This is a genomic window from Streptomyces sp. NPDC006332 (assembly GCF_040612855.1).
In the GTDB taxonomy this organism is placed as follows: Bacteria; Actinomycetota; Actinomycetes; order Streptomycetales; family Streptomycetaceae; genus Streptomyces.
The window spans coordinates 45,439-69,042 of the sequence record NZ_JBEXRA010000014.1 but is presented as its reverse complement, the minus strand read 5'-3'; the positions used below and the strand labels follow the sequence as shown (position 1 = coordinate 69,042).

Genomic DNA, 23,604 nt, shown 5'->3' with positions numbered 1-23,604 from the left:
TCAGGGTCACATCGCGGCCGGAGGCGTGTACTCCTTGAGGTAGTGAGCGACGCGGTCGGCGTAGCCACGAGCCTTGGGGGGAACGCCTTTCGCGGCGTTCACCTTCTTGTAGGACGTCCGGTACGAGGCGGCGAGCAGCACCCGCCGGTCGCCCGGCAGGGAGGGGTTCAACAGCGGTTCGATGGCGCAGAGGTAGCGGCCCACGGCGGGAATGGACAGCTCGGGCGTGAGCGGCGGCCGGGGTGTCTCCTTCGCGGGGACGCCGTCGTCGCTGACCCACCAGCGCAGGATGGTCGGGGTCCAGCGGGCGATGCCGTATTCACCCGCCACCGGGTCGGACAGGCCCGGGTCGAAGTTGCTCTCCGACTTGAGCAGAGCCGCGATGAGAGCCGGGGTGACCTCCGGCTGGGCGCAGTTGTGGGCCGAGTCGACGATCAGCTTGCGGTACTTCACGGGGACGCCCTTGTCCGTACGGAGCTCGGCGGCGCCGTAACCGGCGGACGTGACGCTCTCGGCGCCCGTCTCCGCGGAGATCTTCCCGCCGTCGACGGCACCGGGGGCGGCACCTGAGGCGGCACCGGGGGCGGCCGTGCCGGCGGGGTCCCACCAGGTGGAGACGGCGTAGCCGAGCGCGGCCACCACGACCGCGGCGGCCGCGGCGGCCAGGACGGCCGTACGGCGGCGCAGCGGCATCCGGGGCGGACGCGGTGAGCGGCCCGAGCCCGCCGCCGCCTCGACCCGGCGCAGCAGGGTCTCGGTGGTGATGCGGTCGGCGTGCGTGCGAGCCAGACAGTCCCGCACGATCTCCCGCCACACCTGGGGCAGTTCCGGCGACAGACGCAGCTCGTCCGTGCCCCGCGCGTACGCGGCGGCCGCGTCCCGGCGGGCCGTCGAGGTGCCGCCGGGCAGCGGGAAGGAGTCGGCCAGGACGAGGTGGGCGAGGACCCCGAAGGCCCAGACGTCGGCGGACGGACGGATCCGGCGGCCCCGTTCGCCGATCTCCGACCAGAGCAACTCCGGCGGGGTGTAGTCAGGGGTGGAGAAGGCGGGCGTGTACGCGTGGGTGCCCTCCAGCTCCGCGGCCATGTTGAAGTCGGCCAGCCGCGCCGAACCGTCCTTCATCAACAGCACGTTGGCCGGTTTGAGATCCCCGTGCACCCAGCCCGCGCGATGCAGCTGGGCCAGCCCCTCGCAGATCTGGGCGAGCAGGACCGGGCCCGCCCCGGGCCGGGGCGAGGCGCTGAGCAGGGCGGACAGTGATCGTTCCGCCTTCTCCAGGACGAGGACCGTGGCACCGTCGAGGGTCGGGCGTCCCGGGTCGTCGACGGTGAGGGTGTCGTACATCCGGATCAGTCGCGGGCGTCTGAGCCGGCGGTACAACTCGACCTCCCGCTCGATCAGTTCGCGCAGGTGGGTCAGCTGTCTGGGGGTGCCCGTGCCGGTGGGCAGGAACTTCAGGGCGACCGTGCGGGGCAGTTCCTCGCCGCCGTCGACGTCCTGGGTGCGCCGGGCCTCGTACACGCTCCCGAACGCGCCCGTCGCGATCGGCTCGCGCACCTCCCAGACGCCGACCCGGTACCCGCGGGGCACCGGCACGGCGTACGGCTCGGTCACCGTGCCCCCCGGGCTGCCGGGGCCGTCAGGACGACGAGGTCGTCCTCCCGGACCAGGTCGAAGCGGAGCGCCAGGGACACCAGGGACTCCTTCTTGCCGTTGAGCCGGGCACCGGTCTCCGCGGTGTCCGGGCCGGGCTTGAGGCGCAGCTTGACGGCCAGGTAGTCGATGTTCCACTGCACGGTGGTGCGGGACGCCGCGGGCCAGTTCGGGCGGAGCCGGTCGACGACCTGCTCGACGGTGGGCAGCGGGGCGTGCGGTTCACCGCGCAGCCGTGGCTCGCACAGGGCGGCCAGGACCGCGAAGTAGCGCTTGGTGCGGTCGACGGAGAACGCGGGCGCGGTGGTGTCGCCGTCGAGGCCGCCCTCGGCGCGCAGATAGTCGTGGCGCGGCGCCCACACGTCGATGGCCAGCAGGTCGCCCGCCGCGGGCAGCACGATCCGCGAGAACTCGAACGGCACCGGCGCGTCCAGCCGCCCCGGACCGACCTTTATGTGCTCGCCCGCGCCCTCCGGGTTCTCCACCACGTACGTCTGGTGGCCGCAGAGGTTGCTCAGGGTCCAGAAGGCGCCCTGCGCGCTGATCACGCCCGCGCGGCGGGACACCCCGTCATGCGGGACGACGAGGTCGTTCTCACGAACGGAGCGGCCGAAGGTCAACCGCTCGCCGGGCGCGAGTCGCTGTTGTGCGCGCTGGGGCTCGTCCTCCGTGGTCGGCGGAGGTACCACGATGATGCTGTACAAGGTGCTTCTCCCCGTGCCTGACGGCTACAGAGGTCAGAGTAGGGCGACGCACCAGGGCCGTGTCCCCCTCGTGCGGGTGAGACACGGCCCTTGGACAGGAATGGCGTGAACTGTTCAGTCCGGCCAACGTCCTCAGTAGCGCGGCCGGTTGAACCAGGCCTTGCCCTTGGAGTTGCCGGCGAAGACGGCGATCAGGATGCCGAGCACCAGGTGGATTATGCCCACGAGGGTGAACGGGTACAGGCCGAGGACCGCGGTGATGACACCGAACACCAGGACCGTGACCCGCAGGCCGTTGCCGCCGGAGGTGAACTTCGTCGCCAGGAAGGCCGCCCACACCAGCCAGGCCAGCGCGAACACCGAGAAGGCCCACAGCACACCGGTCGGGTAGTCGGCGATCTGCTCGAAGGCGGCGTCGTCCTTGGCCTTGTCGATGGCCACGGCGGCGAACGCGAAGATGGCCACGCCGAGGACCTGCAGACCGACGATGACCCACAGCATCACGCGGGCCGCGCTGACCGAGCCGGGCATCGTCGTCATCGGGGCGCCGACGCCGTAGGCCTGCTGCACCGGCGGGGCCTGGGGGTAGCCGTAACCGGGCGCCTGGCCCTGCTGCTGGGGGTAGCCGTAACCCTGCTGGGGCTGCTGCGGCTGGCCCTGGGGCGCGCCGTAGGGGTTGTTCGGGTCGCCGTAACTCATGGCGGTGTTTCCTCCGTTGGTTTTCAAGTGCGGGGACGACGCACAGCCGCATCGAAGGAGGAAAGTTTCTGGATGCGGCCGTCCCCCCGATGAGCTGCCCGCGGCACTGTGCATGTCATGGTTCTGCACCCTCGTCCCGCTTGTCCAGCCGCGGTCGGCAGGCGTTGTGCAAGTGCAACATGACTGATCATGAGGGGATACGGGCGGGATATGGGCGGGCGGATGCCGCACCACCCAAAGGGGCCCTGATTGGAACCCGGGACCGGTCATCCGCGAGGATGGGGCCATGACCGCCCAGATTCTCGATGGCAAGGCCACCGCAGCCGCGATCAAGTCCGATCTGACCGCCCGCGTGGCGGCGCTGAAGGAGAAGGGCGTCACGCCCGGCCTCGGCACGATCCTCGTCGGGGAGGACCCCGGTAGCCAGAAGTACGTGGCCGGCAAGCACCGCGACTGCGCCCAGGTCGGTATCGCCTCCATCCAGCGCGAACTGCCCGCCACGGCGACGCAGGAGGAGATCGAGGCGGTCGTCCGCGAACTGAACGAGGACCCGGCCTGCACCGGCTACATCGTCCAGCTGCCGCTGCCGAAGGGCATCGACGAGAACCGGATCCTGGAGCTGATGGACCCGGACAAGGACGCCGACGGCCTGCACCCGATGAACCTCGGCCGTCTCGTCCTCAACGAGCCCGCCCCGCTGCCCTGCACCCCGAACGGCGTGCTGACCCTGCTGCGCCGCTACGGCGTGGAGATCAAGGGCGCCGAGGTCGTGGTCGTCGGCCGTGGCGTCACCATCGGCCGCCCCATGCCGCTGCTGCTGACCCGCCGCAGCGAGAACGCCACGGTGACCCAGTGCCACACCGGCACCCGTGACCTGGCCGCGCACCTGAGGCGCGCGGACATCATCGTCGCCGCGGCCGGTTCCGCCCACCTGATCCGCGCGCAGGACGTGAAGCCCGGCGCGGCCGTCCTCGACGTCGGGGTCTCCCGCAGCGCCGAGGGCAAGATCGTCGGCGATGTGCACCCGGACGTCGCCGAGGTGGCCGGTTTCATCTCCCCCAACCCGGGCGGCGTCGGTCCGATGACCCGGGCGCAGCTGCTCGTCAACGTGGTCGAGGCGGCGGAGCGCAGTGTCGGCTGAGGGCACGTCCGGCAACCCGGCGTCCGGCAACCCGGCGTCCGACGACCGGGCGCCGCGGGACATCGCGTCCCCGCCCGACGGCGCTGAGAGCGTCGACCCCACCGCGAGCGGGGACGACGCCGAGACCGCCGAGCGCGTCGAGAGCGCCGAGAAGGTCGAGAAGGCAGCGGAAGTCCAGGACGTGGACGGAGCCGAGGCCGTCGACGACATCGAGGTGCGGGACCCGATCAGCGCGCCCGACGCCGAGGGGCACCCGCGCCGGGTGACCCGGCGGTTCCCGCTGTTCACCAGGGACACCGCGCGCCCCGAGGGTGGCGGCCGGGCCGCACCCCGCGACGCCCCGGCGCCCGCGAGGCAGTGGCCGATCCTCGCCGTCCTGTCGACGGTCGGACTCGGACTGCTGCTGACCGCCCTCGACCTGTTCCGCGTCGGAATCCTGCTGATCGGCGTCGCGCTGCTGGCCGGCGGGATCCTGCGCTGGCTGCTGCCGGACGTCGGCATGCTCGCCGTCCGCTCCCGCTTCACCGACATCGTCACCTACGGCGTGCTCGGCGGCGCGATCGCGTTGCTGGCGCTGATGGTGCAGCCGAACCCGTGGCTGGTGATCCCGTTCCTGAAGGACACCCTGCACTTCACGGTCAGCGGCTAGTGCCGCGGCACTAGGACGGCACGGAAGACCTTCTCCGACCTCACACACCTGACGGCGGCCCGTCCTCCTCCGGGAAGGAACGGGCCGCCGCCGTTGTTCTCACCCGGCCCGGAGGGCGTGCGACGGTGCGCCCTCTTGGCCACGATGCACCCGTGCGCCCCCGGCCCGGGAACTGAGATCCTGAGTACGCGCATCCCTGTGGGTAGCCACAACGGGGACTCGGCGGAGGGCAGCACGCACGGGGGAACGCGCGGGACAACCAGCACCAACCGGGGGGAAGAGGGGAAGCAATGCCTCGTTGGAAGGCTTTGCCGGACGAACTGGATCCGCAGGTCCGAGAGTTCGCGAGCCAGTTGCGTCGGCTCGTGGACCGCAGTGGCCTCAGCATCGCGGCGGTGGCGGACCGCACGGGCTACAGCAAGACGTCCTGGGAGCGTTATCTGAACGGCCGGCTCCTCGCGCCGAAGGGCGCGATCGTCGCGCTGGCCGAGGTCACCGGCACCAATCCCATTCATCTGACCACGATGTGGGAGCTCGCCGAACGTGCCTGGAGCCGCTCGGAGATGCGCCACGACATGACCATGGAGGCCATCCGGATCTCCCAGGCGCGGGCCGCGCTCGGCGAGTTCGGCGGCGACGTCGTCGCGCCCCCGGCCAGTGCCAAGGCGACCGGAACGGCCCGCAGAAGCGGCAGCACAACGGTCAGACCGGGCATCGCCGGACCGGCCGGGGTGGCCCCGACCGTGCCTCCCCAGCCGACGGCACCGGAGGTCCAGGACTCGACCGGCGTCGTACGGGAGATACCGCCCCCGGCCGGTACCAGCGGGACTGCGGGCGGGTCGTCCGTCGGCGGGTCGAGTGGGTCGAGCGGATCGAACGGGTCGTCCGACGGCGGGTCGCCCGGGTCGCCCGGGTCGAGCGACTCGTCCGCCGATGGGTCGACGGACTCGTCGGGAACCCCCTCCGGCGGCACCCCGGAGATATCGGCGAAGCAGAACTCCTGGGGGCTGGCGGGCTACCAGGGCCCGTCGGCGGGTGGTGGCCGACGTGCGGCCGGGGCGGCGCCGCCCGCTCCGGCCCCCTCGCCGCCGGTGCCCCCGTCGCCCTCTCCCGCGCCCCCCTCGTCGACCTCGGCGGACGGTACGGCGTGGAACCCGGCGCCGGCGGGCCCGCACGGCGGACCCCCGCAGGGGCCCCGGCCAGGTGCCCGCCCGTCCGGCGGGCCGAGCCGTAAGCAGCGGCTGACCATGTTCCTCGCGGGCGTGGTCGGTGTACTGGTCGTGGTCGCCGCCGCGTTCTACCTCACCAAGGGCGGCGACAAGAAGCAGGAAGCGGCGCCCTCGCCCTCCCCGTCCGTGAGTACCAACGCCGACCTGCCGCCCGGGGTGAAGTGCAGCGGTGCCTCGTGCACCGGCAAGGACGCGGAGAGCATGGGCTGCAGCGGCGATCTTGTGACCACCGCCAAGTCCCTGACCGTCGGCGCGAGTGTCGTCGAGGTCCGCTACAGCAAGGCCTGCGGCGCGGCCTGGGGACGTATCACGCAGGCCGCACCGGGCGACGAGGTGCGGCTGACCGCGGGAAAGACCACGCAGAGCGGGAACATCACGGTCGCCGGGGACACCATCGCGTACACGCCGATGGTGGCCGTGAAGGACGCCGGCGAGGCCAGGGCGTGCGCGATACTCGCCGCGGGACAGCAGGGATGCACCACCTGAGTCGGGGTACCCCCGCGGGTCGGCAGAAAATTTCCGGGAGCCCTACGCATGGTTCCCGGAAACCCGGGCACGCGACCCTTACCCCCACGGGAGTCCGGAGACGGAACCCCCGCACGGCGGCCGCCTTCGTCCCCCTCTCCCGGACGGGCGGCCGCCGCTTTTCGTGGACCGCACCGGGCTCTGTGGGCTGGGCCACATGGCCCCGGACGTCCGGGATCCCGGATGCGCGATAGCCTGGCCGTTGATCTCTCTTGACGCCAAGAGATCGATCAAACGTCCGGGGCAGGGACGCCCCACCGCCAGCTGTCATACGGAGAACGCCATGACCCGCACTCCCGTGAACGTCACCGTCACCGGCGCGGCCGGCCAGATCGGTTACGCCCTGCTCTTCCGCATCGCCTCCGGCCAGCTGCTCGGCGCGGACGTGCCGGTCAGGCTCCGCCTCCTGGAGATCACCCCCGCGCTGAAGGCCGCCGAGGGCACCGCCATGGAACTGGACGACAGCGCGTTCCCGCTGCTCCAGGGCATCGACATCACGGACGACCCGAACGTCGCCTTCGACGGCACCAACGTCGCCCTCCTGGTGGGCGCCCGCCCGCGCACCAAGGGCATGGAGCGCGGTGACCTGCTCTCCGCCAACGGCGGCATCTTCAAGCCGCAGGGCAAGGCCATCAACGACAACGCCGCGGACGACATCAAGGTCCTGGTCGTCGGCAACCCGGCCAACACCAACGCCCTGATCGCCCAGGCCGCCGCCCCGGACGTACCGGCCGAGCGGTTCACCGCGATGACCCGCCTGGACCACAACCGCGCGCTGACCCAGCTCGCGAAGAAGACGGGCTCCACGGTCGCCGACATCAAGCGCCTGACCATCTGGGGCAACCACTCCGCGACCCAGTACCCGGACATCTTCCACGCCACGGTCGCCGGCAAGAACGCCGCCGAGGTCGTGAACGACGAGAAGTGGCTCGCCGAGGACTTCATCCCGACCGTCGCCAAGCGCGGCGCCGCGATCATCGAGGCCCGTGGCGCGTCCTCGGCCGCCTCCGCCGCCAACGCCGCCATCGACCACGTGTACACCTGGGTCAACGGCACCGCCGAGGGCGACTGGACCTCCATGGGCATCCCGTCGGACGGTTCCTACGGCGTCCCGGAGGGCCTGATCTCCTCCTTCCCGGTCACCACGAAGGACGGCCAGTACGAGATCGTCCAGGGCCTGGACATCAACGAGTTCTCCCGCGCCCGGATCGACGCCTCCGTCCAGGAGCTCACCGAGGAGCGCGAGGCGGTCCGCGGCCTCGGCCTCATCTGAGCCGTACTCCACGGTTCTCGCACGACCCCGCACGGGCCCCGCTCCGGTTTCGGCCGGAACGGGGCCCGTGCTCCGTCCTGGGCACGTCCTCGTCCGGACCTCCCCGTTCGGATGCTCCTTGACGTTCCGGTTCCCCCGCTCCCTCCCGTCCCTCTATGCTGATTGTTTGTCAACAACACGGTGAACAAGGGTTTTCCACGCATCGGGGGAGCGGCGTGAGTACCGCATACGTGCCTCAGCAACCACAGTCGACGGACAACGGCGCCCCACCGGCGCCCTCGGCGCCACCGCACCCGCCCACTCCGCCGCACGCCAGCGAGGCGAGCCGGCTGCTGTGCGCGGGCGCCTATGTGGACTCCGGTTACCGGGACCGGGTCATCGAACAACTCCACCTCAACGAGCAGCGGATCGTCGCGCCCTCGCTCGGCTTCGACGCGGCCCGCGTCCTCGCGCACGCCCTGCGGGCCCGGCGCCAGGAGCTGCTGTGGGCGGGACTGGTGCTGTTCCTGTGGGTGGTGGGGCTGCCCATGACCGGCGGTCTGATGGCGGGTTTCATCGGACCGAGTCTGGCGCTCGCCCTGGCCGGCTGGGTCCGCGGCCGCGCCGCCGATCCGCCCGTGTACCGGCGGCTTTCGGCCTTCCTGCTCCGCTGGTGGGGCCGCCTCAGTTTCGCCATGTTCCTGGTGATCATGCTGATGGCCGCGTTCGGCGGCAAGGACGAGGACCCGTACTCGTCCCAGTACGGCTCGTCCGGCTACGACTCGTACGGCGACAGCTCCAGCGCCTCCGACTTCGTCTTCCCCAACCCCTCCCAGGTCAGCGCCATGATCGAGCCGTGGCGGGCCTGGCTCGCGTTCGGCCTGTTCGCGCTGGTCACCCTGTGCCTGGTGGCGCAGCGGGCCCAGTTCGCCAGGATGATGTCCGCCGAACTGTCCCCGACGGGATTCGCGGACGCCGCGGGTGACCCGGCGGAGCAGGCCGAGGGGCAGCGCTTCCAGCGGCTGAAGGAACGCATCCGCGTCGAACAGCACGCGCCGCTGATCATGTATCACGAGGCCCGGCCGTTCTGCGGGACGGGCGACGCCTACGAGACCTGGGTGCTGGCGGTCGAACTCCGTCCCGACGGCATGAAGAAGCAGCAGCCGATCAGCAACCGCACGGTCCTGGAGAAGATCCGCCCGCTGCTCGAACAGCTGCGGCTGCCCGCCGAGTTCGCCGGACACACCGTGCGTGACCGGCTGCGGTGGCTGGAGATCGACGAGTGCGTGTTCCTGCCCGCCGAGGGACTCATGCGGCGCGAGGAGGCGCCGTACAACGAGCGGGCCTTCGAGGAACACCGGGTCCGGGCGGTCGAGGAGGGCGCCGAGAAGCGGCGGCACTTCCTGCGCATCCGGGTCGGCGGCTGGGAGGAGGAGCTGGTCGTCACGGTGTTCGTGCGCATCCACACCCAGGGCCGCATGCTCATGCTGGAGATCGCCCCGCACGTGCTGCTGCCGGTGCGCGAGGAGTTCAAGGACGCCGACCGTGTCGCCCACGCCTTCCGCCACAACCACGTGGTCGGCAAGGCCGCCTGGGGGATCGCCCGCCTGCCCGGATCCGCGGCCCGCTCCCTGGTCACGCTGGGCAAGGGCGTCGTCTACGGCTGGCGGCTGCTGACCGGCGGATACGCGGGCGCGCTGCCCGACGGACCGGCCCTGTCGGTGCGGGAACTGGGGTCGGCGCGCGTCGGGTCCACATTCCAGGACATGGATGTGTCCCGCTACCTCAAGAGCGTGCAGGACCGGGTCGCCCACGGGGTGCGGGCCGCGCTCGAGGAATCCGGTTACCGGACCGGCGAGTTCGTCCAGAAGATCGTCAACATCAGCGGCGGCGGAGTGAACATCGAGGGCGGCGTGGAGGGCAGCACCTTCGCCGTGGGCAGCCACGCGAAGGCCTCGTCGTCCACACCCGCGGCCGCCTCGGATCCCGCCACGCCCGCCACGCCCGCCACTCCTTCCGCTACGACTTCCGGCGGCGTCGCGCCGCAGAAGGGATCCGACTCCGATGGCAACGGATGAGCCCAACGTCAGCATCAGCGGCGGTGTCTCGAAGAGCACCTTCGCCATCGGCAGCCACGCGCACGCCGAGAGCCACCACGGCACGACCCCGCCGCGCGACCAGGCCGCCGAGGAACTGCTGGCCGCCGTACGGGAGTTGCGTGCCGACCTGACCCGAGTGCGGGCCAGCGACGAGACGGCGGCGTTGGACGCGGCGCTCGCGGACACCGAGGACGAGATCACCCGCACCGGGACATCGTCGCCGTCGCGCCTCGACCGCCTGCGGCAACTCCTCCAGGACTCCCAGGCCCTGGTCGGTCTGATCGCCTCGGCCGGAGCCGTGGCCGGCCTTCTGAACATCTGAGCGCGGCCGAGGCCGCAGAACGGGGAGGGACGCGATGAGCGGGGGAGCACGGTACTGGAACGAGGAGACCCAACGCTGGGAGGACGCCGCGGGCCCAGGCACGGCACCCACCCCGGTCACGCCTCCGCCCCCGGCCCGTCCGGGGTTCGCGCCCAGGGACCCGGGCGTCGGGACGGGCTCGGTGGGCGGCGAGGAGACGGTGCGCGGTGAGGATCCCGCGTCCGGTGCGGCAGCCTCCCCCGACGGGCCCGCCCCGGCTGCCGTATCGCCGTCGCCCGCCCCCACCCCACCCCCCGCCCCCGTCGGCTGGCCGGGATCCGGCGGCCAGAACGGCTGGCACAGCCCGGTGGGTGCCGGTGCCGCTGCCGCTGATGTGGCGTGGTCCCCGACCGAGGTGTCCGGCCAGGGCCCGGCCCTGTCGCAGTCGGGAGGTGGCGGCGACGGCGCCTGGCCCGCCACGACCTGGCCGCCCGCCGGTCAGCCCGCCGTGCCCGCCCCGGCCCGGGGAATGAGCCGTCGGCTCGTGTGGTCCGTGGTGGCCGGGGCGGCCGCTGTCGGTGTCGCCGTGAGCCTGGTGCTGACCCTGGTGGTTTCCGGGGACGACAAGGACAAGCCGTCGGTCGCGGCGAGCGGGTCCGAGTCGTCACCGCCGGCCGAGGTCTCGCAGCAGAGCGACCCCGCTCCGACGGACACCGAGGAGACGGCGTCCCCGTCCCCCTCGACCTCCGCGCTCCCCGCGGGATGGGAGTGGTACGAGGACCGGGAGGGATTCCGGATCGCGCGGCCCGAGGGCTGGACTCGCGGCACGAAGGCCTCCCAGTTCGGCATGGCCGTCGTCAACTACCGCAGCGCGGACCGTGAGCACCGGCTGCAGATCTACCAGGTGGCCGAGGAGTCCCCGGCCGCCTCGTTCGACCTGTTCCTGTCCGACCAGACCGTCAAGGCGGCCGGTTTCAGGGAAATCTCCCTGGACACCCTGGATGACGGGGAGTTCATCGGCTCACGACTGGAGTACACCGCAGACAGCATCAAGGGCGAGCCCGACATCGGCACCTGGCACGTCTACGACGAGCGTTTCGTAGCGGCGGACGGCAGCATCTACGCCATAGCCGCCTACGGCCCCGACGCGAACGGCGGCGAGGACGAGTTGGAGCTGCTCACCACCGCCGTGGACCACTTCTGTCCGCCCTACGCCTGTGACCCGGCGGCGATCGACTGAGTCACGGCCTTCCACAGTTCAGATGTGCGCCTTATGTCACCTTTGTCTGAAAGGTCAGTGACACGGCGCACTTTCGGCCAGGGATTGCGCATGCAATGCCTTCCTGGGGGCATGCGATCCCGGTCCCGGTGAGTGACACACGCCTGACGCAGGGGCGCTGAACAGGAACGGAAGGCAATACCGATCATGGCGGACAGAGTGGAACTCCAGGCGCGGAAGACCATCCACGCGGACGGAGAGTGGCGTGAAGCCGTCTCCGGCGCCACGCGCGAGATCCTCGACCCCGCGGACGCCCTGCCGTTCGCCGTGGTCGCGGAAGGCGACGAGAAGGACACCGACCTGGCGGTCGCGGCGGCCCGCCGGGCCTTCGACCGGGGTGACTGGCCCGGCACACCGGTCACCGAACGCGCCGCGCTGCTGCGCCACGTCGCCGATCTCCTCGTACGCGACCGTGCCGAACTCGGTCTGCTGGAGAGCCGGGACGCGGGCAAGACCATCGAGGAGGGCTGCGTCGACATCGACTGTGTCGCGGACGCCTTCCGCTACTTCGCCGACCTGGTCGCGGGTGAGTCGCCCGGCCGGGTGGTCGACGCGGGCTCGCCCGACATCCACAGCGTGGTCGTCCATGAGCCGATCGGCGTCTGCGCGCTGATCACCCCGTGGAACTACCCCCTCCTCCAGGCGAGCTGGAAGATAGCCCCGGCGCTCGCGGCCGGAAACACCTTCGTGGTCAAGCCGAGCGAGATCACCCCCCTCACGACGATCGCCCTGATCGACCTGCTGACCGAGGCGGGGCTGCCCGCCGGAGTCGCGAACATCGTCACCGGCCCCGGCCACTCGGTCGGCGCCCGCCTCGCCGAGCACCCCGACGTCGACCTCGTCTCCTTCACCGGTGGCCTGGTCAGCGGCACCAAGGTGGCCCAGGCCGCCGCGCCGAGCGTCAAGAAGGTCGCCCTCGAACTCGGCGGCAAGAACCCCAACGTCGTCTTCGCCGACGCCTGCGCCACCGACGAGGCCTTCGACACCGCCGTCGACCAGGCCCTCAACGCGGCCTTCATCCACAGCGGCCAGGTCTGCTCGGCGGGCGGCCGGCTCATCATCGAGGAGTCGGTCCGGGACCGCTTCGTCGCCGAACTGGCCCGCCGGGCGGACCGTATCCGCCTCGGACGCGGCACCGAGGACGGCGTCGAGTGCGGCCCCCTCGTCTCCGAGCAGCAACGCGCCAAGGTGGAGGGGTACGTCGAGTCCGCCCTGAAGGAGGGCGCGGTGCTGCGCTCCGGCGGCAAGCGCCCCGAGCCGTCCCCGCAGCGGCCCGAGCAGGGCTACTTCTACGAGCCGACCGTCCTCGACCACTGCCACCGCGAGATGCGGGTCGTCCGGGAGGAGGTCTTCGGGCCGGTCCTCACCGTCGAGACGTTCCGCACCGAGGACGAGGCCGTCACCCTCGCCAACGACACCGAGTACGGACTCGCGGGCGCCGTGTGGACCACCGACGCCGGCCGGGCCCGCAGGGTCGCGGGCCGCCTGCGCCACGGCACCGTCTGGATCAACGACTTCCACCCCTACCTCCCGCAGGCCGAGTGGGGCGGCTTCGGCAAGAGCGGAGTGGGCCGCGAACTCGGCCCCGCCGGACTCGCGGAGTACCGCGAGGCGAAGCACGTCTACCAGAACCTCGCCCCGAAGCCCGTCCGCTGGTTCGGCGGCTGATCACCACCTCCGCTGGTTCGGCGGCCGAGCCCACCTCTCGGCCGCCCCTGAGCCCAGGCCCCCCGCCCAGGCCACCCCGAGCCCAGGCCACCGAAGCCCTGGCCCCGCAAGCCCCAGGAGTACCCCCCATGCCCGAGAACCCACCTGTCTACGACTATGTCGTCATCGGCGGCGGCACCGCAGGCTCCGTCATAGCCTCCCGCCTCACCGAGAACCCCGACGTCACCGTCGCCGTCATCGAGGGCGGCCCCAGTGACGTCGACCGCGACGACGTGCTGACCCTGCGCCGCTGGATGGGTCTGCTCGGCGGCGAACTCGACTACGACTACCCCACCACCGAACAGCCACGCGGCAACTCGCACATCCGGCACAGCCGAGCCCGGGTCCTCGGCGGCTGCTCCTCGCACAACACCCTGATCGCCTTCAAGCCGCTGCCGTCCGACTGGGACGAGTGGGAGGCGGCCGGCGCCAAGGGCTGGGGCGCGGTGCCGATGGAGGCGTACTACGCGCGGCTGAAGAACAACGTCGTCCCGGTCGACGAGAAGGACCGCAACGCCATCGCCCGCGACTTCGTGGACTCCGCGCAGAAGGCGCTGGAGGTCCCCCGCATCGAGGGCTTCAACAAGAAACCGTTCAACGACGGCGTCGGGTTCTTCGACCTCGCCTACCACCCCGAGAACAACAAGCGCTCCAGCGCCTCGGTGGCGTATCTCCACCCGGTGATGGACGAGCGGCCCAACCTCCACATCATGCTGGAGACCTGGGCCTACCGGCTGGAGCTGAACGGCACCCGCGCCGAGGGCGTGCACGTCCGCACCAAGGACGGCGAGGAGATCCTGGTCCGGGCCGGCAAGGAGGTGCTGCTGTGCGCGGGCGCCGTCGACTCGCCCCGGCTGCTGCTGCACTCCGGCATCGGGCCCAAGGAAGATCTGGTCAAACTGGGCATCCCCGTCGTGCACGACCTGCCCGGCGTCGGCGAGAACCTGCTCGACCACCCCGAGTCGGTGATCGTCTGGGAGACGAACGGACCCATCCCCGAGAACTCCGCGATGGACTCCGACGCGGGCCTGTTCGTGCGCCGCGACCCCGAACACCAGGGCCCCGACCTGATGTTCCACTTCTACCAGATCCCGTTCACGGACAACCCGGAACGCCTGGGCTACGAACGCCCCGCGCACGGCGTCTCGATGACCCCGAACATCCCCAAGCCCAAGAGCCGCGGCCGTCTCTACCTGACCAGCGCCGACCCGTCGGTGAAGCCCGCCCTGGACTTCCGCTACTTCACCGACGAGGACGACTACGACGGCCGCACCCTCGTCGACGGGATCAAGATCGCCCGTGAGATCGCCAAGACCGAGCCGCTGGCCGGCTGGCTCAAGCGCGAGGTGGCGCCGGGCCCGCAGGTCACCGACGACGAGGAGCTGAGCGAGTACGCCCGCAAGGTCGCGCACACCGTCTACCACCCGGCGGGGACCTGCCGTATGGGATCGGCCGACGACCCACTGGCCGTCGTCGACCCCCAACTGAAAATTCGCGGTCTGGACGGCATCCGGATCGCCGACGCGTCCGTCTTCCCGACCATGACCGCGGTGAACCCGATGATCGGGGTGCTCATGGTCGGCGAGAAGGCGGTTGAACTGATCGGAGGCGACGCCTGATGGCGCTCACTGTTCCCACCCGCAAGCCCCCCACGGACGACTCGGCCACCCCCGTCTTCTCGGTGGACGGCCTCTGGAAGGTCTTCGGACCGAAGGCCGACAGCGTCCCCGCCGACCCTGAGCTCGCCGCGCTGGAGCCCGCCGAGCTGCGTTCCCGTACCGGGTGCACGGCCGCCGTCCGGGACGTCTCCTTCGACGTGCGCAAGGGTGAGGTCTTCGTCGTCATGGGCCTGTCCGGCTCCGGCAAGTCCACCCTGGTGCGCTGCCTGACCCGGCTGATCGAGCCGACCGCCGGCACCATAGCCATCGACGGCGAGGACGTCCGGGCCATGGACCGGGCCCGGCTGCGTGAACTGCGCCGCCACCGCGCCGCGATGGTCTTCCAGCACTTCGGCCTGCTCCCGCACCGCTCGGTCCTCGACAACGTGGCCTACGGCCTGGAGATCCAGGGCGTCGGCCGCGCCGAGCGCCGGGCCCGCGCCAAGGACATCGTCGCCAAGGTCGGCCTGGAGGGCATGGAGCAGCGCCGCCCGGGCCAGCTCTCCGGCGGCCAGCAGCAGCGCGTCGGACTGGCCCGCGCGCTCGCCGTCGACCCCCAGGTCCTGCTGTTCGACGAGCCGTTCAGCGCGCTCGACCCGCTGATCCGGCGCGACATGCAGGAGGAGGTCGTACGGCTGCACCGCGAGGAGGGCCGCACGATGGTCTTCATCACCCACGACCTCAGCGAGGCACTCAAGCTGGGCGACCGCATCGCGCTGATGCGCGACGGACAGGTGGTGCAGCTGGGCACCCCGGAGGAGATCGTCGGCTCGCCGGCCGACGACTACGTACGCGAGTTCGTCCGGGACGTTCCCCGCGAGCAGGTCATGACGGTCCGTACGGCCATGCGTCCCGGGGACTGCGGCAACTCGGCGCACCCGGGCGCGCTCGCCGCGGACGCCGTGGTCGCCGAGGCCATCAGGGTCGTCGCCCGCAGCCACGAGCCGGCCTGCGTCGTGGAGGACGGCCGGTGTCTGGGGGTCGTCGATCACGAACGGCTCCTGGATGTCGTGGCCGGAACGGAGCTCGGCAAGGAGGCTGTCTGACATGGCAACGGTCACCGCAGCCGCCCCCCGGGTCTCCCTTCCCGGCGTTCTCAAACGACGTGCCGTCGCCAAGCTCGCCCTGCTGGCCCTCGCCGCCGCGATCCTCGTGCCGCTGGCGAACGCCCGCTGGGCAAGCGGAAGTTGGCCCGGCGCGCTCACCGTCGACCTCACCGAGCCGCTGACCAAAACCAGCGACTGGATCATCAACAACCGGGACAGCCACCCGCTGTTCCTCTACTTCTTCGGCTACATCAGCAACGCGGTGGTGCTCTCCGTACGCGCCGTGTACCTGGTGCTGCTCGGCGTCGGCTGGGCCGGGGTCACCGCGATCGGCGGGCTGGTCGCCTGGCGGGTCGCCGGAGTGAAGCTCGCCGCCGGCACCGCCGCCGCGTTCCTCGCCTGCGGGCTGCTCGACATGTGGATCCCCACCATGCAGACGCTCGCCCTGATGGTCGTGGCGGTCCTCGCCTCGGTCGTCGTGGGTGCCGTGCTGGGACTCGCCGCCGGGCTGTCCGACCGGATGGACCGCATCCTGCGTCCGGTCCTGGACACCATGCAGGTGCTGCCCGCCTTCGCCTACCTCCTCCCGGTGGTCCTGGTCTTCGGCATCGGCGTCCCCGCGGCCGTCCTGGCCACCGTCGTCTACGCCGCCCCGCCGATGGCCCGCCTCACCTCGCTCGGCCTGCGCGGCGCCGACAAGGGAGTGCTGGAGGCGGTCGAGTCGCTGGGCTCCACCGCCCGCCAGCGCCTGCTGACCGCCCGGCTCCCGCTGGCCCGCAAGGAACTCCTGCTCGGCCTCAACCAGACGATCATGATGGCGCTGTCCATGGCCGTCATCGCGTCGGTGATCGGCGCCGGCGGCCTCGGTGACCGGGTCTACCAGGCCCTCGCCTCCGTCGACGTGGGCGCGGCCCTGGCGGCCGGCATCCCGATCGTGCTGCTCGCCGTCGTCCTCGACCGCATCACGTCCGCGGCGGGCGAGCGGTCCGACGACACCGGGCGATCGGGCCGCGCGGGATGGGCGTACGCGCTCCTCGCCGCCGTCGCGGTCGCCGTGGCCGGACGGCTGCTGGGCCGTCTGGACTGGCCCGAGACCTGGACCCTCAACATCGCCGAGCCGGTCAACCGGGTCGTCGACTGGATGACCGCGCACCTGTACTCCGGGGTCCCCGTGGTCGGCGGCACCGCCGACTGGGCGGGCCACTTCACCACCTGGGTCCTCGACCCCGTCCGGGACGGCTTGCAGGGGCTGCCCTGGTGGTCGGTGCTGCTCATCGTCGCCGCGCTGGCCTGGGTGATCGGCACCTGGCAGACCGCGCTCACCGCGGTCCTCGCGATGGCCGGCATCGGTGTCCTCGGCGTGTGGAAGCCGTCCCTGGACACGCTGTCCCAGGTGCTGGCGGCGGTCGCCGTCACCCTCGTCCTGGGATTCGCGACCGGTATCACGGCGGCCCGCAGCGAACGCTTCGAGCGGATGCTGCGGCCCGTCCTGGACGTCTGCCAGACCATGCCGCAGTTCGTGTACCTGATCCCGGTCGTCGCCCTGTTCGGTGTCGGCCGTGCCCCCGCCGTCGCGGCGGCCGTGGTCTACGCCCTGCCCGCCGTCGTCCGCATCACCGTCCAGGGGCTGCGTCAGGTCGACCCGGCCGCGATGGAGGCGTCGCGCTCGCTGGGCGCCAGCAGCGGCCAGCAACTGCGTCAGGTGCAACTCCCGCTGGCCCGGCGGTCCCTGCTGCTCGCTGTCAACCAGGGCGTGGTCCTGGTCCTCGCCGTCGTCATCATCGGCGGCCTGGTCGGCGGAGGCGCGCTCGGCTACAACGTGGTCTTCGGCCTCGCCCAGGGCGACCTGGCGACCGGTCTGGTGGCCGGCGCCGCGATCGTCTGCCTCGGCCTGATGCTCGACCGGGTGACCCAGCCGACCGAACGCCGCGCCAGGAAGGGAGCGTGACATGCGACTTCGTACGCATGCCGTAGTGGGCTCCCTGCTGCTGGTGACCGTGACCGGCTGCGGTGCCGCCGACATGACCAAGCAGGCCTCGCCGTTCGCCAACGCCCAGGGCTCCAAGACCGTGACCCTCTCGGTCCAGTCCTGGGTGGGAGCGCAGGCCAACGTGGCCGTGGCCCAGTACCTCCTGCAACACAAGCTCGGCTACCGCGTCGACACCGTCCAGGTCGACGAGGTGCCCGCCTGGGACGCGCTCAGCCAGGGCCGCGTCGACGCGATCCTGGAGGACTGGGGCCACCCCGAGCAGGAGCAGCGGTACGTCAAGGACAAGAAGACGATCGCGCGGGGCGGTGGGCTCGGCGTGACCGGGCACATCGGCTGGTACGTCCCGACGTACTTCGCCAAGCAGCACCCGGACGTCACCAACTGGAAGAACCTCAACAAGTACGCCTCCCAGTTCCGTACTCCGGAGAGCGGCGGCAAGGGCCAGCTGATGGACGGCTCGCCCTCCTACGTCACCAACGACCAGGCGCTGGTGAAGAACCTGAAGCTCGACTACCAGGTCGTCTTCGCCGGTTCGGAGGCTGCCCAGATCACCCAGATGAGACAGTTCGCCAAGGAGAAGAAGCCCTTCCTGACGTACTGGTACGCCCCGCAGTGGCTGTTCAAGAAGGTCCCGATGACCGAGGTGAAGCTGCCCCCCTACAAGGAGGGCTGCGACGCCGACCCGGCGAAGATCACCTGCGCCTATCCGCACACCCCGCTGCAGAAGTACCTCAACACGGACTTCGCGAAGGACGGCGGCAAGGCGGCGGCCCTGCTGAAGAAGTTCAACTGGACGACCGAGGACCAGAACGAGGTCTCCCTGATGATCGCCGACCAGAAGATGTCGCCCGAGGACGCGGCGAAGAAGTGGGTGGACAGCCACGAGTCCACCTGGAAGGCGTGGCTGTCCTGAGCCCTATTACCGCAACCGCGCGGCGATCTCCCGCAGTGCTCGGGCGGTCTGCCGCTGGAGTCCCGGTCCGAACGTGACCCGGGTGGCCCCTCGTGCGCCGAGTTCGGCGGGCGAGGGGCCCTCGCCGATCTGCGCCCCCGCGTTGACCGGACCCTGGATCCCGGCCCGCAGCAGCGGCAGGACGTCGGGCGGGGCGTCGATCGGGTACACGCAGTCGGCGCCGGCGGCGACGTACAACGCGGCCCGCTCGATGGCCCGGTCCGGATCGGCGACTCCGTGGGCGAAGGTGTCGATGCGCGCGTTCACGAAGAGCCGGTCGGCCGCCGCGGACCGCACCTCGGCGAGCCAGTCGGCCTGGGCTCGCGGGTCCTTGAGGACACCGTCGACGGAGTCCTCCAGGTTGCATCCGACGGCTCCCGTCTCCAGAAGTCGCTCCACCAGTTCCTTCGGCGGCAGCCCGTACCCGCTCTCTACGTCCGCCGACACCGGCACGTCCACTGCCCGGACGATCCGCGCGACGGCCGCGAACATCTCGTCGGCCGGAGTCTGTCCGTCCGCGTAGCCGAGGGAGGCGGCGACTCCGGCGCTGGGCGTCGCGAGCGCCGGGAAGCCGGCGTCGGCCAGCACCCGGGCACTGGCCGCGTCCCAGGGGCCCGGCAGGACGAGGGGATCCCCGGGAAGGCGGCCTCGGTGCAGTCTCCGGAACGTCTCGACCTTGCTCACGGCGTGTAACCCCCCGGCGGGATCCGGCGGCCGACCATCACCCGGTTCCAGTTGTTGATGGCGACGATCAGCCCGACGAGGTGGGCGAGTTCGACGTCGTCGAAGTGCCGGGCGGCCCGGTCGTACACCTCGTCGGGCACGAACCCGTCCGTCAGGAGGGTCACCGCCTCCGTCAGCGCCAGCGCGGCCCGCTCCCGCTCGTCGAAGGCGTCCCCCGCCTCCTCCCAGGCGGCCAGCAGACCGAGCTGCCGCTCACCCACCCCGTGCTCGCGGGCGATCGTGAGGTGCATGTCGAGGCAGAACGCGCAGTGGTTGACCTGCGAGGCCCGGATCACCACCAGCTCGGCGAGCGCGGGGTCGCCGAGGCCCTTCTTCGCGGCGGCACTGAGGGCGGACATGGCCCGGCCGATCGCCGGGTCGAGCAGCCGGGTGCGAACGGTCACTTGTACTGTCCTGGGTGGTAGTGGCCCGGCACCCGGCGGCAGGTCACGCCGAACCGGTTCCAGGCGTTGATCACGGTGATCGCGGCGATCAGCCGGGCCAGCTCCGCCTCCTCGAAATGCTTGGCGGCCTTCTCGTACACCTCGTCCGGTACGAAGCCGTCCGTCAGGACCGTCACGGCCTCCGTCAGCTCCAGCGCCGCGAGTTCCTTCTCGGTGTAGAAGTGCCCGGACTCCTCCCAAGCGCCGAGCTGGATGATCCGCTCGACGCTCTCCCCGGCGGCGAGCGCGTCCTTGCTGTGCATGTCGAGGCAGAACGCGCAGTGGTTGATCTGCGAGGCGCGGATCTTCACCAGCTCCAGCAGTTTCGTGTCGAGCCCCTGCCCGGCCGCCGCGTCCAGCCGGACCATCGCCTTGAACACGTCCGGGGCGAGCGTGGCCCAGTCCAGGCGGGGGGTGTGCTCAGGGGCGTACTCGGCGGTCGTCATCGTGTCGCCGTTCGTCGTCATGTTCTCGACCCTAGGAGCAAGGCAGCCCAGAGGTATGGTCCATTCCCATGGCAAAACCCTGGGCCACTTTCGGCGTCGACCTGCACCTCGAACCGACCGGTTCCGGCCTGCGCAGGAGTCTGACCGACGCGTTGCGGGAGGCGGTCCGCTCCGGCCGGCTGGCCCCCGGTACCCGGCTGCCGTCCTCCCGTGCGCTCGCCGCCGACCTGGGCATCGCCCGCAACACGGTCGCCGACGCGTACGCCGACCTGGTCGCCGAGGGCTGGCTGACGGCCCGGCAGGGTTCGGGAACGCGGGTCGCCACCGGGGCGGCGCCTCGCACGACCCCCGGGCGGCGGGACACGGTGCCCGGGCCGCCGACCGGTGCGGCACGCCGGCCCCGCGCGTCCGCCCGGCCCGCGTACGACCTGCGTCCAGGCTTCCCCGACCTCGCCTCGTTCCCGCGTACGCAGTGGCTCAGGGCCGCGCGCCGCGCCCTGACCGCGGCCCCGTACGACGCCTTCGGCTACGGCGACCCCCGCGGCCGCGCGGAGTTGCGTGCCGCGCTCGCCGGTTACCTGGCCCGGGCGCGGGGAGTGCGCGCCGACCCCGAACGGATCGTGGTGTGCGCCGGGTTCTCGCACGGCCTGAAGCTGCTCGGTACGGTCCTGCGGGCCCGCGGGGTGCGCACGGTCGCCGTCGAGTCGTACGGCCTCCGCGTCCACAAGAAGATCCTGGGCGCGGCCGGCCTCACCACCGCCCCGCTGCCCTTCGACCGGCTGGGCACGGATCCCGGGGAGCCGGCCGACGCGGGCGCCGTCCTGCTCACCCCCGCCCACCAGTTCCCGATGGGCGTGCCCCTGCACCGCGACCGGCGCGCGGTCGTCGTCGACTGGGCGCGGCGCACCGGCGGTCTGGTCCTGGAGGACGACTACGACGGCGAGTTCCGCTACGACCGTCAGCCCGTGGGCGCCCTCCAGGGCCTGGACCCGGACCGCGTGGTCCACCTGGGCACGGCGAGCAAGTCCCTCGCCCCGGGCCTGCGGCTGGCGTGGATGATGCTGCCGTCCCACCTCGCCGAGGAGGTCGCGGAGGCGAAGGGCGGCGTCGACACGTGCGGCGTGACGGACCAGTTGACGCTGGCCGAGTTCATCACGTCCGGGGCCTACGACCGTCACGTCCGCGCGGCCCGCCTGCGCTACCGCCGTCGCCGGGACGCCCTGGTGGCCGCCCTCGCCGCCCGCGCCCCCGAGGTGCACGTCACCGGCATCGCGGCCGGCCTGCACGCCGTCCTCAGGCTGCCGCCCGGCAGCGAGCAGTCGGTCGTCCAGGCGGCCGCCTGGCAGGGCCTGGCGGTCCACGGCCTCGCCCGCTACCGGCACCCCGACGCGATCGCCGAGCAGTCCATGGACGCACTGGTCGTCGGGTACGCGACACCGCCGGACCACGCGTGGTCGGGGGCCCTGGACGCCTTGTGTGCGGCACTTCCCGGATAATCGCTAATTTAGCATTACGACGTGCGGTTCGGCGGATAGAGTCGCCCCATGACCAATATCGATGCGATATCCCGTGTGGCGCTGAAGAAGATTACCCCCGACGTCTCCGCGGCCATGGGCGCGCTGCACGGCGCCGCCGTTTCCGCGGCCCAGGACGCCAAGGTCGAACCGGAACTCCTGGAGCTGATCAGGATCCGCGCCTCACAGCTCAACGGCTGCGCGTTCTGCCTCGACATGCACACCAAGGACGCCCGCGCCCAGGGCGAGACCGAGCAGCGGATCTACGCGCTCAACGCCTGGCGGGAGACCCCCTTCTTCTCCGGACGGGAGCGCGCCGCACTGGCGTTGACCGAGGCGGTGACGCTGGTGCAGGACGGTCACGTTCCGGATGAGGTCTACGCCGAGGCCGCGGAGGTCTTCGACGAGGGGCAGATCGCCGCGCTGATCTGGGCGGCCACCGTCATCAACGCCTACAACCGGATCGCGATCGCGACCCGGATGGTGCCGGGGGCTTATCAGCCGGTGCCGAAGAAGAACTGAAGGAAAACCGAATTCGGGCATCTTTTGTCGCGCCGGGTCGAATGAGGCGGAGAAATACGAGTCTCATTCGGCCCGGCGTGTGCCGTCTCCGGCTCGGTGTATATCGTCTCCGGCCCGACGTATTCCGTCGCGGGTCCGGGAATCAGCGTGCCATCCGGGGATCTGCGTTCCGTCCGGTAGTCAGCTTTCCTTCCGGGAATCAGCGTTCCGGCAGTGGCTCCATGATGCCGTCCAGCCAGGTCCGCCATTCCGGGGCCCGCACCGCCGGTGCCGCTTGCATCGTCCCTGCCGTCCAGCCCGTCACGGGCCGGATGCCGTGCAGTGCGTTCACCAGCCAGACCTCACGCCCGTCCAGTTCGGCCACGGTCCGCTCCCGGTGGGCGACGCGGGTGCCGGTGCGCGCCGCCTGTTCCTGGATGAGTCCGACGGTGACGCCGGGCAGCACGGGCAGCCGTGGCGGGGGCAGACACAGGGTGTCGTCCTCCCACCACAGCACGCTGGCGGTGGCCGCCTCCAGCACCACTCCGGAGTGCGCGATCAGCACCGCCTCGTCCGCGCCCTCGCCGGACGCCCGCCGCCGGACGCGGGCCAGGGCGTCCAGGTCCGGGCCCTTGCGGCGGGGGACGGTCCGTGGATCGGACTGTCCGGCCGCGCACACCCGTACGCCGGAGCCGAGCGGCGGCGCGTGCCGCAGCAGCAGCCTCAACTCCAGTGACCCGGCGGCGAGTTCGACGCGGGGAAACCACTCACCGGTACGCGGCAGGGCCGCCGTCATGCCCTGCCAGAACTCCACCAGCCGGTGCAACGACGGCCCTCCGCACTCGCCGCACGCCCGCAGGAACCGCTCCCGGTGCCGCTCGAAGCCCCGCACCCGCCCGTCCCGCACCAGCCACGAGTCCGCGACGAGCAACCTTCCCCCGACCGCCGGCCCCGTCGCCGCCGACCACCCGGCCGCCGCCCCGGGGCCCGCCGCGGCGCCCCGCCCCGCCGCACGGGCCGCCGCCGGCCCCTCGCCGGGCGTCCACCTCAACAGCCCTTCCGCGACCGCCGTTCCGATCACCGCAATCCCCTC

The 23,604-nt window shown here is 71.6% G+C and carries 21 protein-coding genes; 14 read left to right on the top strand and 7 right to left on the bottom strand.

Features of this window, described 5'->3' with window-relative positions; all coding sequences use genetic code 11:
- Nucleotides 1-6: 6 nt before the first annotated feature.
- The 3 genes from ABZ027_RS15360 to ABZ027_RS15350 form a co-directional block, all read right to left on the bottom strand.
- A complete protein-coding gene (locus tag ABZ027_RS15360; protein ID WP_356768291.1) occupies nucleotides 7-1,614 on the bottom strand; it encodes a protein kinase in 1,608 nt (535 codons plus the stop codon).
- Nucleotides 1,611-2,357, bottom strand: coding sequence for an FHA domain-containing protein (locus ABZ027_RS15355; protein WP_356768289.1), 747 nt, complete (start codon nucleotides 2,355-2,357; stop codon nucleotides 1,611-1,613). The genes ABZ027_RS15360 and ABZ027_RS15355 overlap by 4 nt, the downstream gene beginning before the upstream one ends.
- A 132-nt stretch (nucleotides 2,358-2,489) precedes the next feature.
- Nucleotides 2,490-3,056 carry a hypothetical protein gene (locus ABZ027_RS15350; protein ID WP_356768287.1) on the bottom strand — a complete coding sequence of 189 codons (567 nt, stop codon included), beginning with the start codon at nucleotides 3,054-3,056 and terminating at the stop codon, nucleotides 2,490-2,492.
- A 286-nt stretch (nucleotides 3,057-3,342) separates the two neighbouring features.
- On the opposite strand from ABZ027_RS15350, the gene ABZ027_RS15345 reads away from it, so the two are divergent.
- The 12 genes from ABZ027_RS15345 to ABZ027_RS15290 all read left to right on the top strand — a co-directional run bounded on the left by ABZ027_RS15345 (nucleotide 3,343) and on the right by ABZ027_RS15290 (nucleotide 18,845).
- Nucleotides 3,343-4,197 (top strand): bifunctional methylenetetrahydrofolate dehydrogenase/methenyltetrahydrofolate cyclohydrolase, encoded by an 855-nt coding sequence (locus tag ABZ027_RS15345; RefSeq protein WP_356768284.1) that lies wholly within the window; start codon nucleotides 3,343-3,345, stop codon nucleotides 4,195-4,197.
- Nucleotides 4,198-4,378: 181 nt separating this feature from the next.
- A complete protein-coding gene (locus tag ABZ027_RS15340) occupies nucleotides 4,379-4,846 on the top strand; it encodes a DUF3017 domain-containing protein (RefSeq protein ID WP_356768464.1) in 468 nt (155 codons plus the stop codon).
- 290 nt (nucleotides 4,847-5,136) lie between these two features.
- On the top strand, nucleotides 5,137-6,561 hold the full coding sequence (locus ABZ027_RS15335) for a DUF2690 domain-containing protein (protein WP_356768282.1): 1,425 nt from the start codon (nucleotides 5,137-5,139) through the stop codon (nucleotides 6,559-6,561).
- A 322-nt stretch (nucleotides 6,562-6,883) separates the two neighbouring features.
- Nucleotides 6,884-7,873 carry a malate dehydrogenase gene (locus tag ABZ027_RS15330; protein ID WP_356768280.1) on the top strand — a complete coding sequence of 330 codons (990 nt, stop codon included), beginning with the start codon at nucleotides 6,884-6,886 and terminating at the stop codon, nucleotides 7,871-7,873.
- 215 nt (nucleotides 7,874-8,088) lie between these two features.
- Entirely contained in the window at nucleotides 8,089-9,930 is a 1,842-nt protein-coding gene (locus tag ABZ027_RS15325; RefSeq protein WP_356768278.1) for a hypothetical protein, read from the top strand.
- Nucleotides 9,917-10,273: a hypothetical protein gene (locus ABZ027_RS15320; protein ID WP_356768276.1), complete on the top strand. Its 357-nt coding sequence runs from the start codon at nucleotides 9,917-9,919 to the stop codon at nucleotides 10,271-10,273. Before ABZ027_RS15325 ends, ABZ027_RS15320 begins: the two co-directional genes overlap by 14 nt.
- Before the next feature lie 34 nt (nucleotides 10,274-10,307).
- Complete coding sequence (locus ABZ027_RS15315) at nucleotides 10,308-11,492, top strand: hypothetical protein (RefSeq protein ID WP_356768274.1); 1,185 nt, start codon at nucleotides 10,308-10,310, stop codon at nucleotides 11,490-11,492.
- A 186-nt stretch (nucleotides 11,493-11,678) separates the two neighbouring features.
- The gene (locus ABZ027_RS15310) at nucleotides 11,679-13,199 is read left to right on the top strand and encodes an aldehyde dehydrogenase family protein (protein ID WP_356768272.1); all 1,521 of its coding nucleotides are present in this window, start codon (nucleotides 11,679-11,681) and stop codon (nucleotides 13,197-13,199) included.
- 128 nt (nucleotides 13,200-13,327) lie between these two features.
- The gene (locus tag ABZ027_RS15305; protein ID WP_356768270.1) at nucleotides 13,328-14,857 is read left to right on the top strand and encodes a GMC oxidoreductase; all 1,530 of its coding nucleotides are present in this window, start codon (nucleotides 13,328-13,330) and stop codon (nucleotides 14,855-14,857) included.
- A complete protein-coding gene (locus tag ABZ027_RS15300) occupies nucleotides 14,857-15,942 on the top strand; it encodes a glycine betaine/L-proline ABC transporter ATP-binding protein (RefSeq protein ID WP_356768268.1) in 1,086 nt (361 codons plus the stop codon). Before ABZ027_RS15305 ends, ABZ027_RS15300 begins: the two co-directional genes overlap by 1 nt.
- A gap of 1 nt (nucleotide 15,943) precedes the next feature.
- Complete coding sequence (locus ABZ027_RS15295; RefSeq protein WP_356768266.1) at nucleotides 15,944-17,890, top strand: ABC transporter permease subunit; 1,947 nt, start codon at nucleotides 15,944-15,946, stop codon at nucleotides 17,888-17,890.
- Between the two features lies 1 nt (nucleotide 17,891).
- Complete coding sequence (locus ABZ027_RS15290; RefSeq protein ID WP_356768264.1) at nucleotides 17,892-18,845, top strand: ABC transporter substrate-binding protein; 954 nt, start codon at nucleotides 17,892-17,894, stop codon at nucleotides 18,843-18,845.
- A 6-nt stretch (nucleotides 18,846-18,851) separates the two neighbouring features.
- Here the strand turns inward: ABZ027_RS15290 and ABZ027_RS15285 are convergent, their stop codons facing one another.
- Genes ABZ027_RS15285 through ABZ027_RS15275 form a run of 3 tightly spaced genes read right to left on the bottom strand, consistent with a single transcriptional unit; the run spans nucleotide 18,852 to nucleotide 20,517 of the window.
- Nucleotides 18,852-19,568 carry an isocitrate lyase/phosphoenolpyruvate mutase family protein gene (locus tag ABZ027_RS15285; protein ID WP_356768263.1) on the bottom strand — a complete coding sequence of 239 codons (717 nt, stop codon included), beginning with the start codon at nucleotides 19,566-19,568 and terminating at the stop codon, nucleotides 18,852-18,854.
- Nucleotides 19,565-20,011 (bottom strand): carboxymuconolactone decarboxylase family protein, encoded by a 447-nt coding sequence (locus tag ABZ027_RS15280; protein ID WP_356768262.1) that lies wholly within the window; start codon nucleotides 20,009-20,011, stop codon nucleotides 19,565-19,567. Before ABZ027_RS15280 ends, ABZ027_RS15285 begins: the two co-directional genes overlap by 4 nt.
- Nucleotides 20,008-20,517, bottom strand: coding sequence for a carboxymuconolactone decarboxylase family protein (locus ABZ027_RS15275; RefSeq protein ID WP_356768260.1), 510 nt, complete (start codon nucleotides 20,515-20,517; stop codon nucleotides 20,008-20,010). The genes ABZ027_RS15280 and ABZ027_RS15275 overlap by 4 nt, the downstream gene beginning before the upstream one ends.
- Before the next feature lie 47 nt (nucleotides 20,518-20,564).
- On the opposite strand from ABZ027_RS15275, the gene ABZ027_RS15270 reads away from it, so the two are divergent.
- Both ABZ027_RS15270 and ABZ027_RS15265 read left to right on the top strand, forming a co-directional pair.
- Nucleotides 20,565-21,992 carry a PLP-dependent aminotransferase family protein gene (locus ABZ027_RS15270; RefSeq protein ID WP_356768258.1) on the top strand — a complete coding sequence of 476 codons (1,428 nt, stop codon included), beginning with the start codon at nucleotides 20,565-20,567 and terminating at the stop codon, nucleotides 21,990-21,992.
- 48 nt (nucleotides 21,993-22,040) lie between these two features.
- Entirely contained in the window at nucleotides 22,041-22,532 is a 492-nt protein-coding gene (locus ABZ027_RS15265; protein WP_356768256.1) for a carboxymuconolactone decarboxylase family protein, read from the top strand.
- A gap of 199 nt (nucleotides 22,533-22,731) precedes the next feature.
- Here the strand turns inward: ABZ027_RS15265 and ABZ027_RS15260 are convergent, their stop codons facing one another.
- Nucleotides 22,732-23,592 carry an aminotransferase class IV gene (locus tag ABZ027_RS15260; RefSeq protein WP_356768254.1) on the bottom strand — a complete coding sequence of 287 codons (861 nt, stop codon included), beginning with the start codon at nucleotides 23,590-23,592 and terminating at the stop codon, nucleotides 22,732-22,734.
- Nucleotides 23,593-23,604 lie beyond the last annotated feature (12 nt).

Excerpts from the sequence above, each read along its gene's own strand:
- ABZ027_RS15350 (WP_356768287.1), bottom strand. The coding sequence starts at position 3,056 with ATGAGTTACGGCGACCCGAACAACCCCTACGGCGCGCCCCAGGGCCAG.
- ABZ027_RS15345 (WP_356768284.1), top strand. The coding sequence starts at position 3,343 with ATGACCGCCCAGATTCTCGATGGCAAGGCCACCGCAGCCGCGATCAAG.
- ABZ027_RS15335 (WP_356768282.1), top strand. The coding sequence starts at position 5,137 with ATGCCTCGTTGGAAGGCTTTGCCGGACGAACTGGATCCGCAGGTCCGA.
- ABZ027_RS15330 (WP_356768280.1), top strand. The coding sequence starts at position 6,884 with ATGACCCGCACTCCCGTGAACGTCACCGTCACCGGCGCGGCCGGCCAG.
- ABZ027_RS15320 (WP_356768276.1), top strand. The coding sequence starts at position 9,917 with ATGGCAACGGATGAGCCCAACGTCAGCATCAGCGGCGGTGTCTCGAAG.
- ABZ027_RS15315 (WP_356768274.1), top strand. The coding sequence starts at position 10,308 with ATGAGCGGGGGAGCACGGTACTGGAACGAGGAGACCCAACGCTGGGAG.
- ABZ027_RS15310 (WP_356768272.1), top strand. The coding sequence starts at position 11,679 with ATGGCGGACAGAGTGGAACTCCAGGCGCGGAAGACCATCCACGCGGAC.
- ABZ027_RS15305 (WP_356768270.1), top strand. The coding sequence starts at position 13,328 with ATGCCCGAGAACCCACCTGTCTACGACTATGTCGTCATCGGCGGCGGC.
- ABZ027_RS15300 (WP_356768268.1), top strand. The coding sequence starts at position 14,857 with ATGGCGCTCACTGTTCCCACCCGCAAGCCCCCCACGGACGACTCGGCC.
- ABZ027_RS15295 (WP_356768266.1), top strand. The coding sequence starts at position 15,944 with ATGGCAACGGTCACCGCAGCCGCCCCCCGGGTCTCCCTTCCCGGCGTT.
- ABZ027_RS15290 (WP_356768264.1), top strand. The coding sequence starts at position 17,892 with ATGCGACTTCGTACGCATGCCGTAGTGGGCTCCCTGCTGCTGGTGACC.
- ABZ027_RS15275 (WP_356768260.1), bottom strand. The coding sequence starts at position 20,517 with ATGACGACGAACGGCGACACGATGACGACCGCCGAGTACGCCCCTGAG.
- ABZ027_RS15270 (WP_356768258.1), top strand. The coding sequence starts at position 20,565 with ATGGCAAAACCCTGGGCCACTTTCGGCGTCGACCTGCACCTCGAACCG.
- ABZ027_RS15265 (WP_356768256.1), top strand. The coding sequence starts at position 22,041 with ATGACCAATATCGATGCGATATCCCGTGTGGCGCTGAAGAAGATTACC.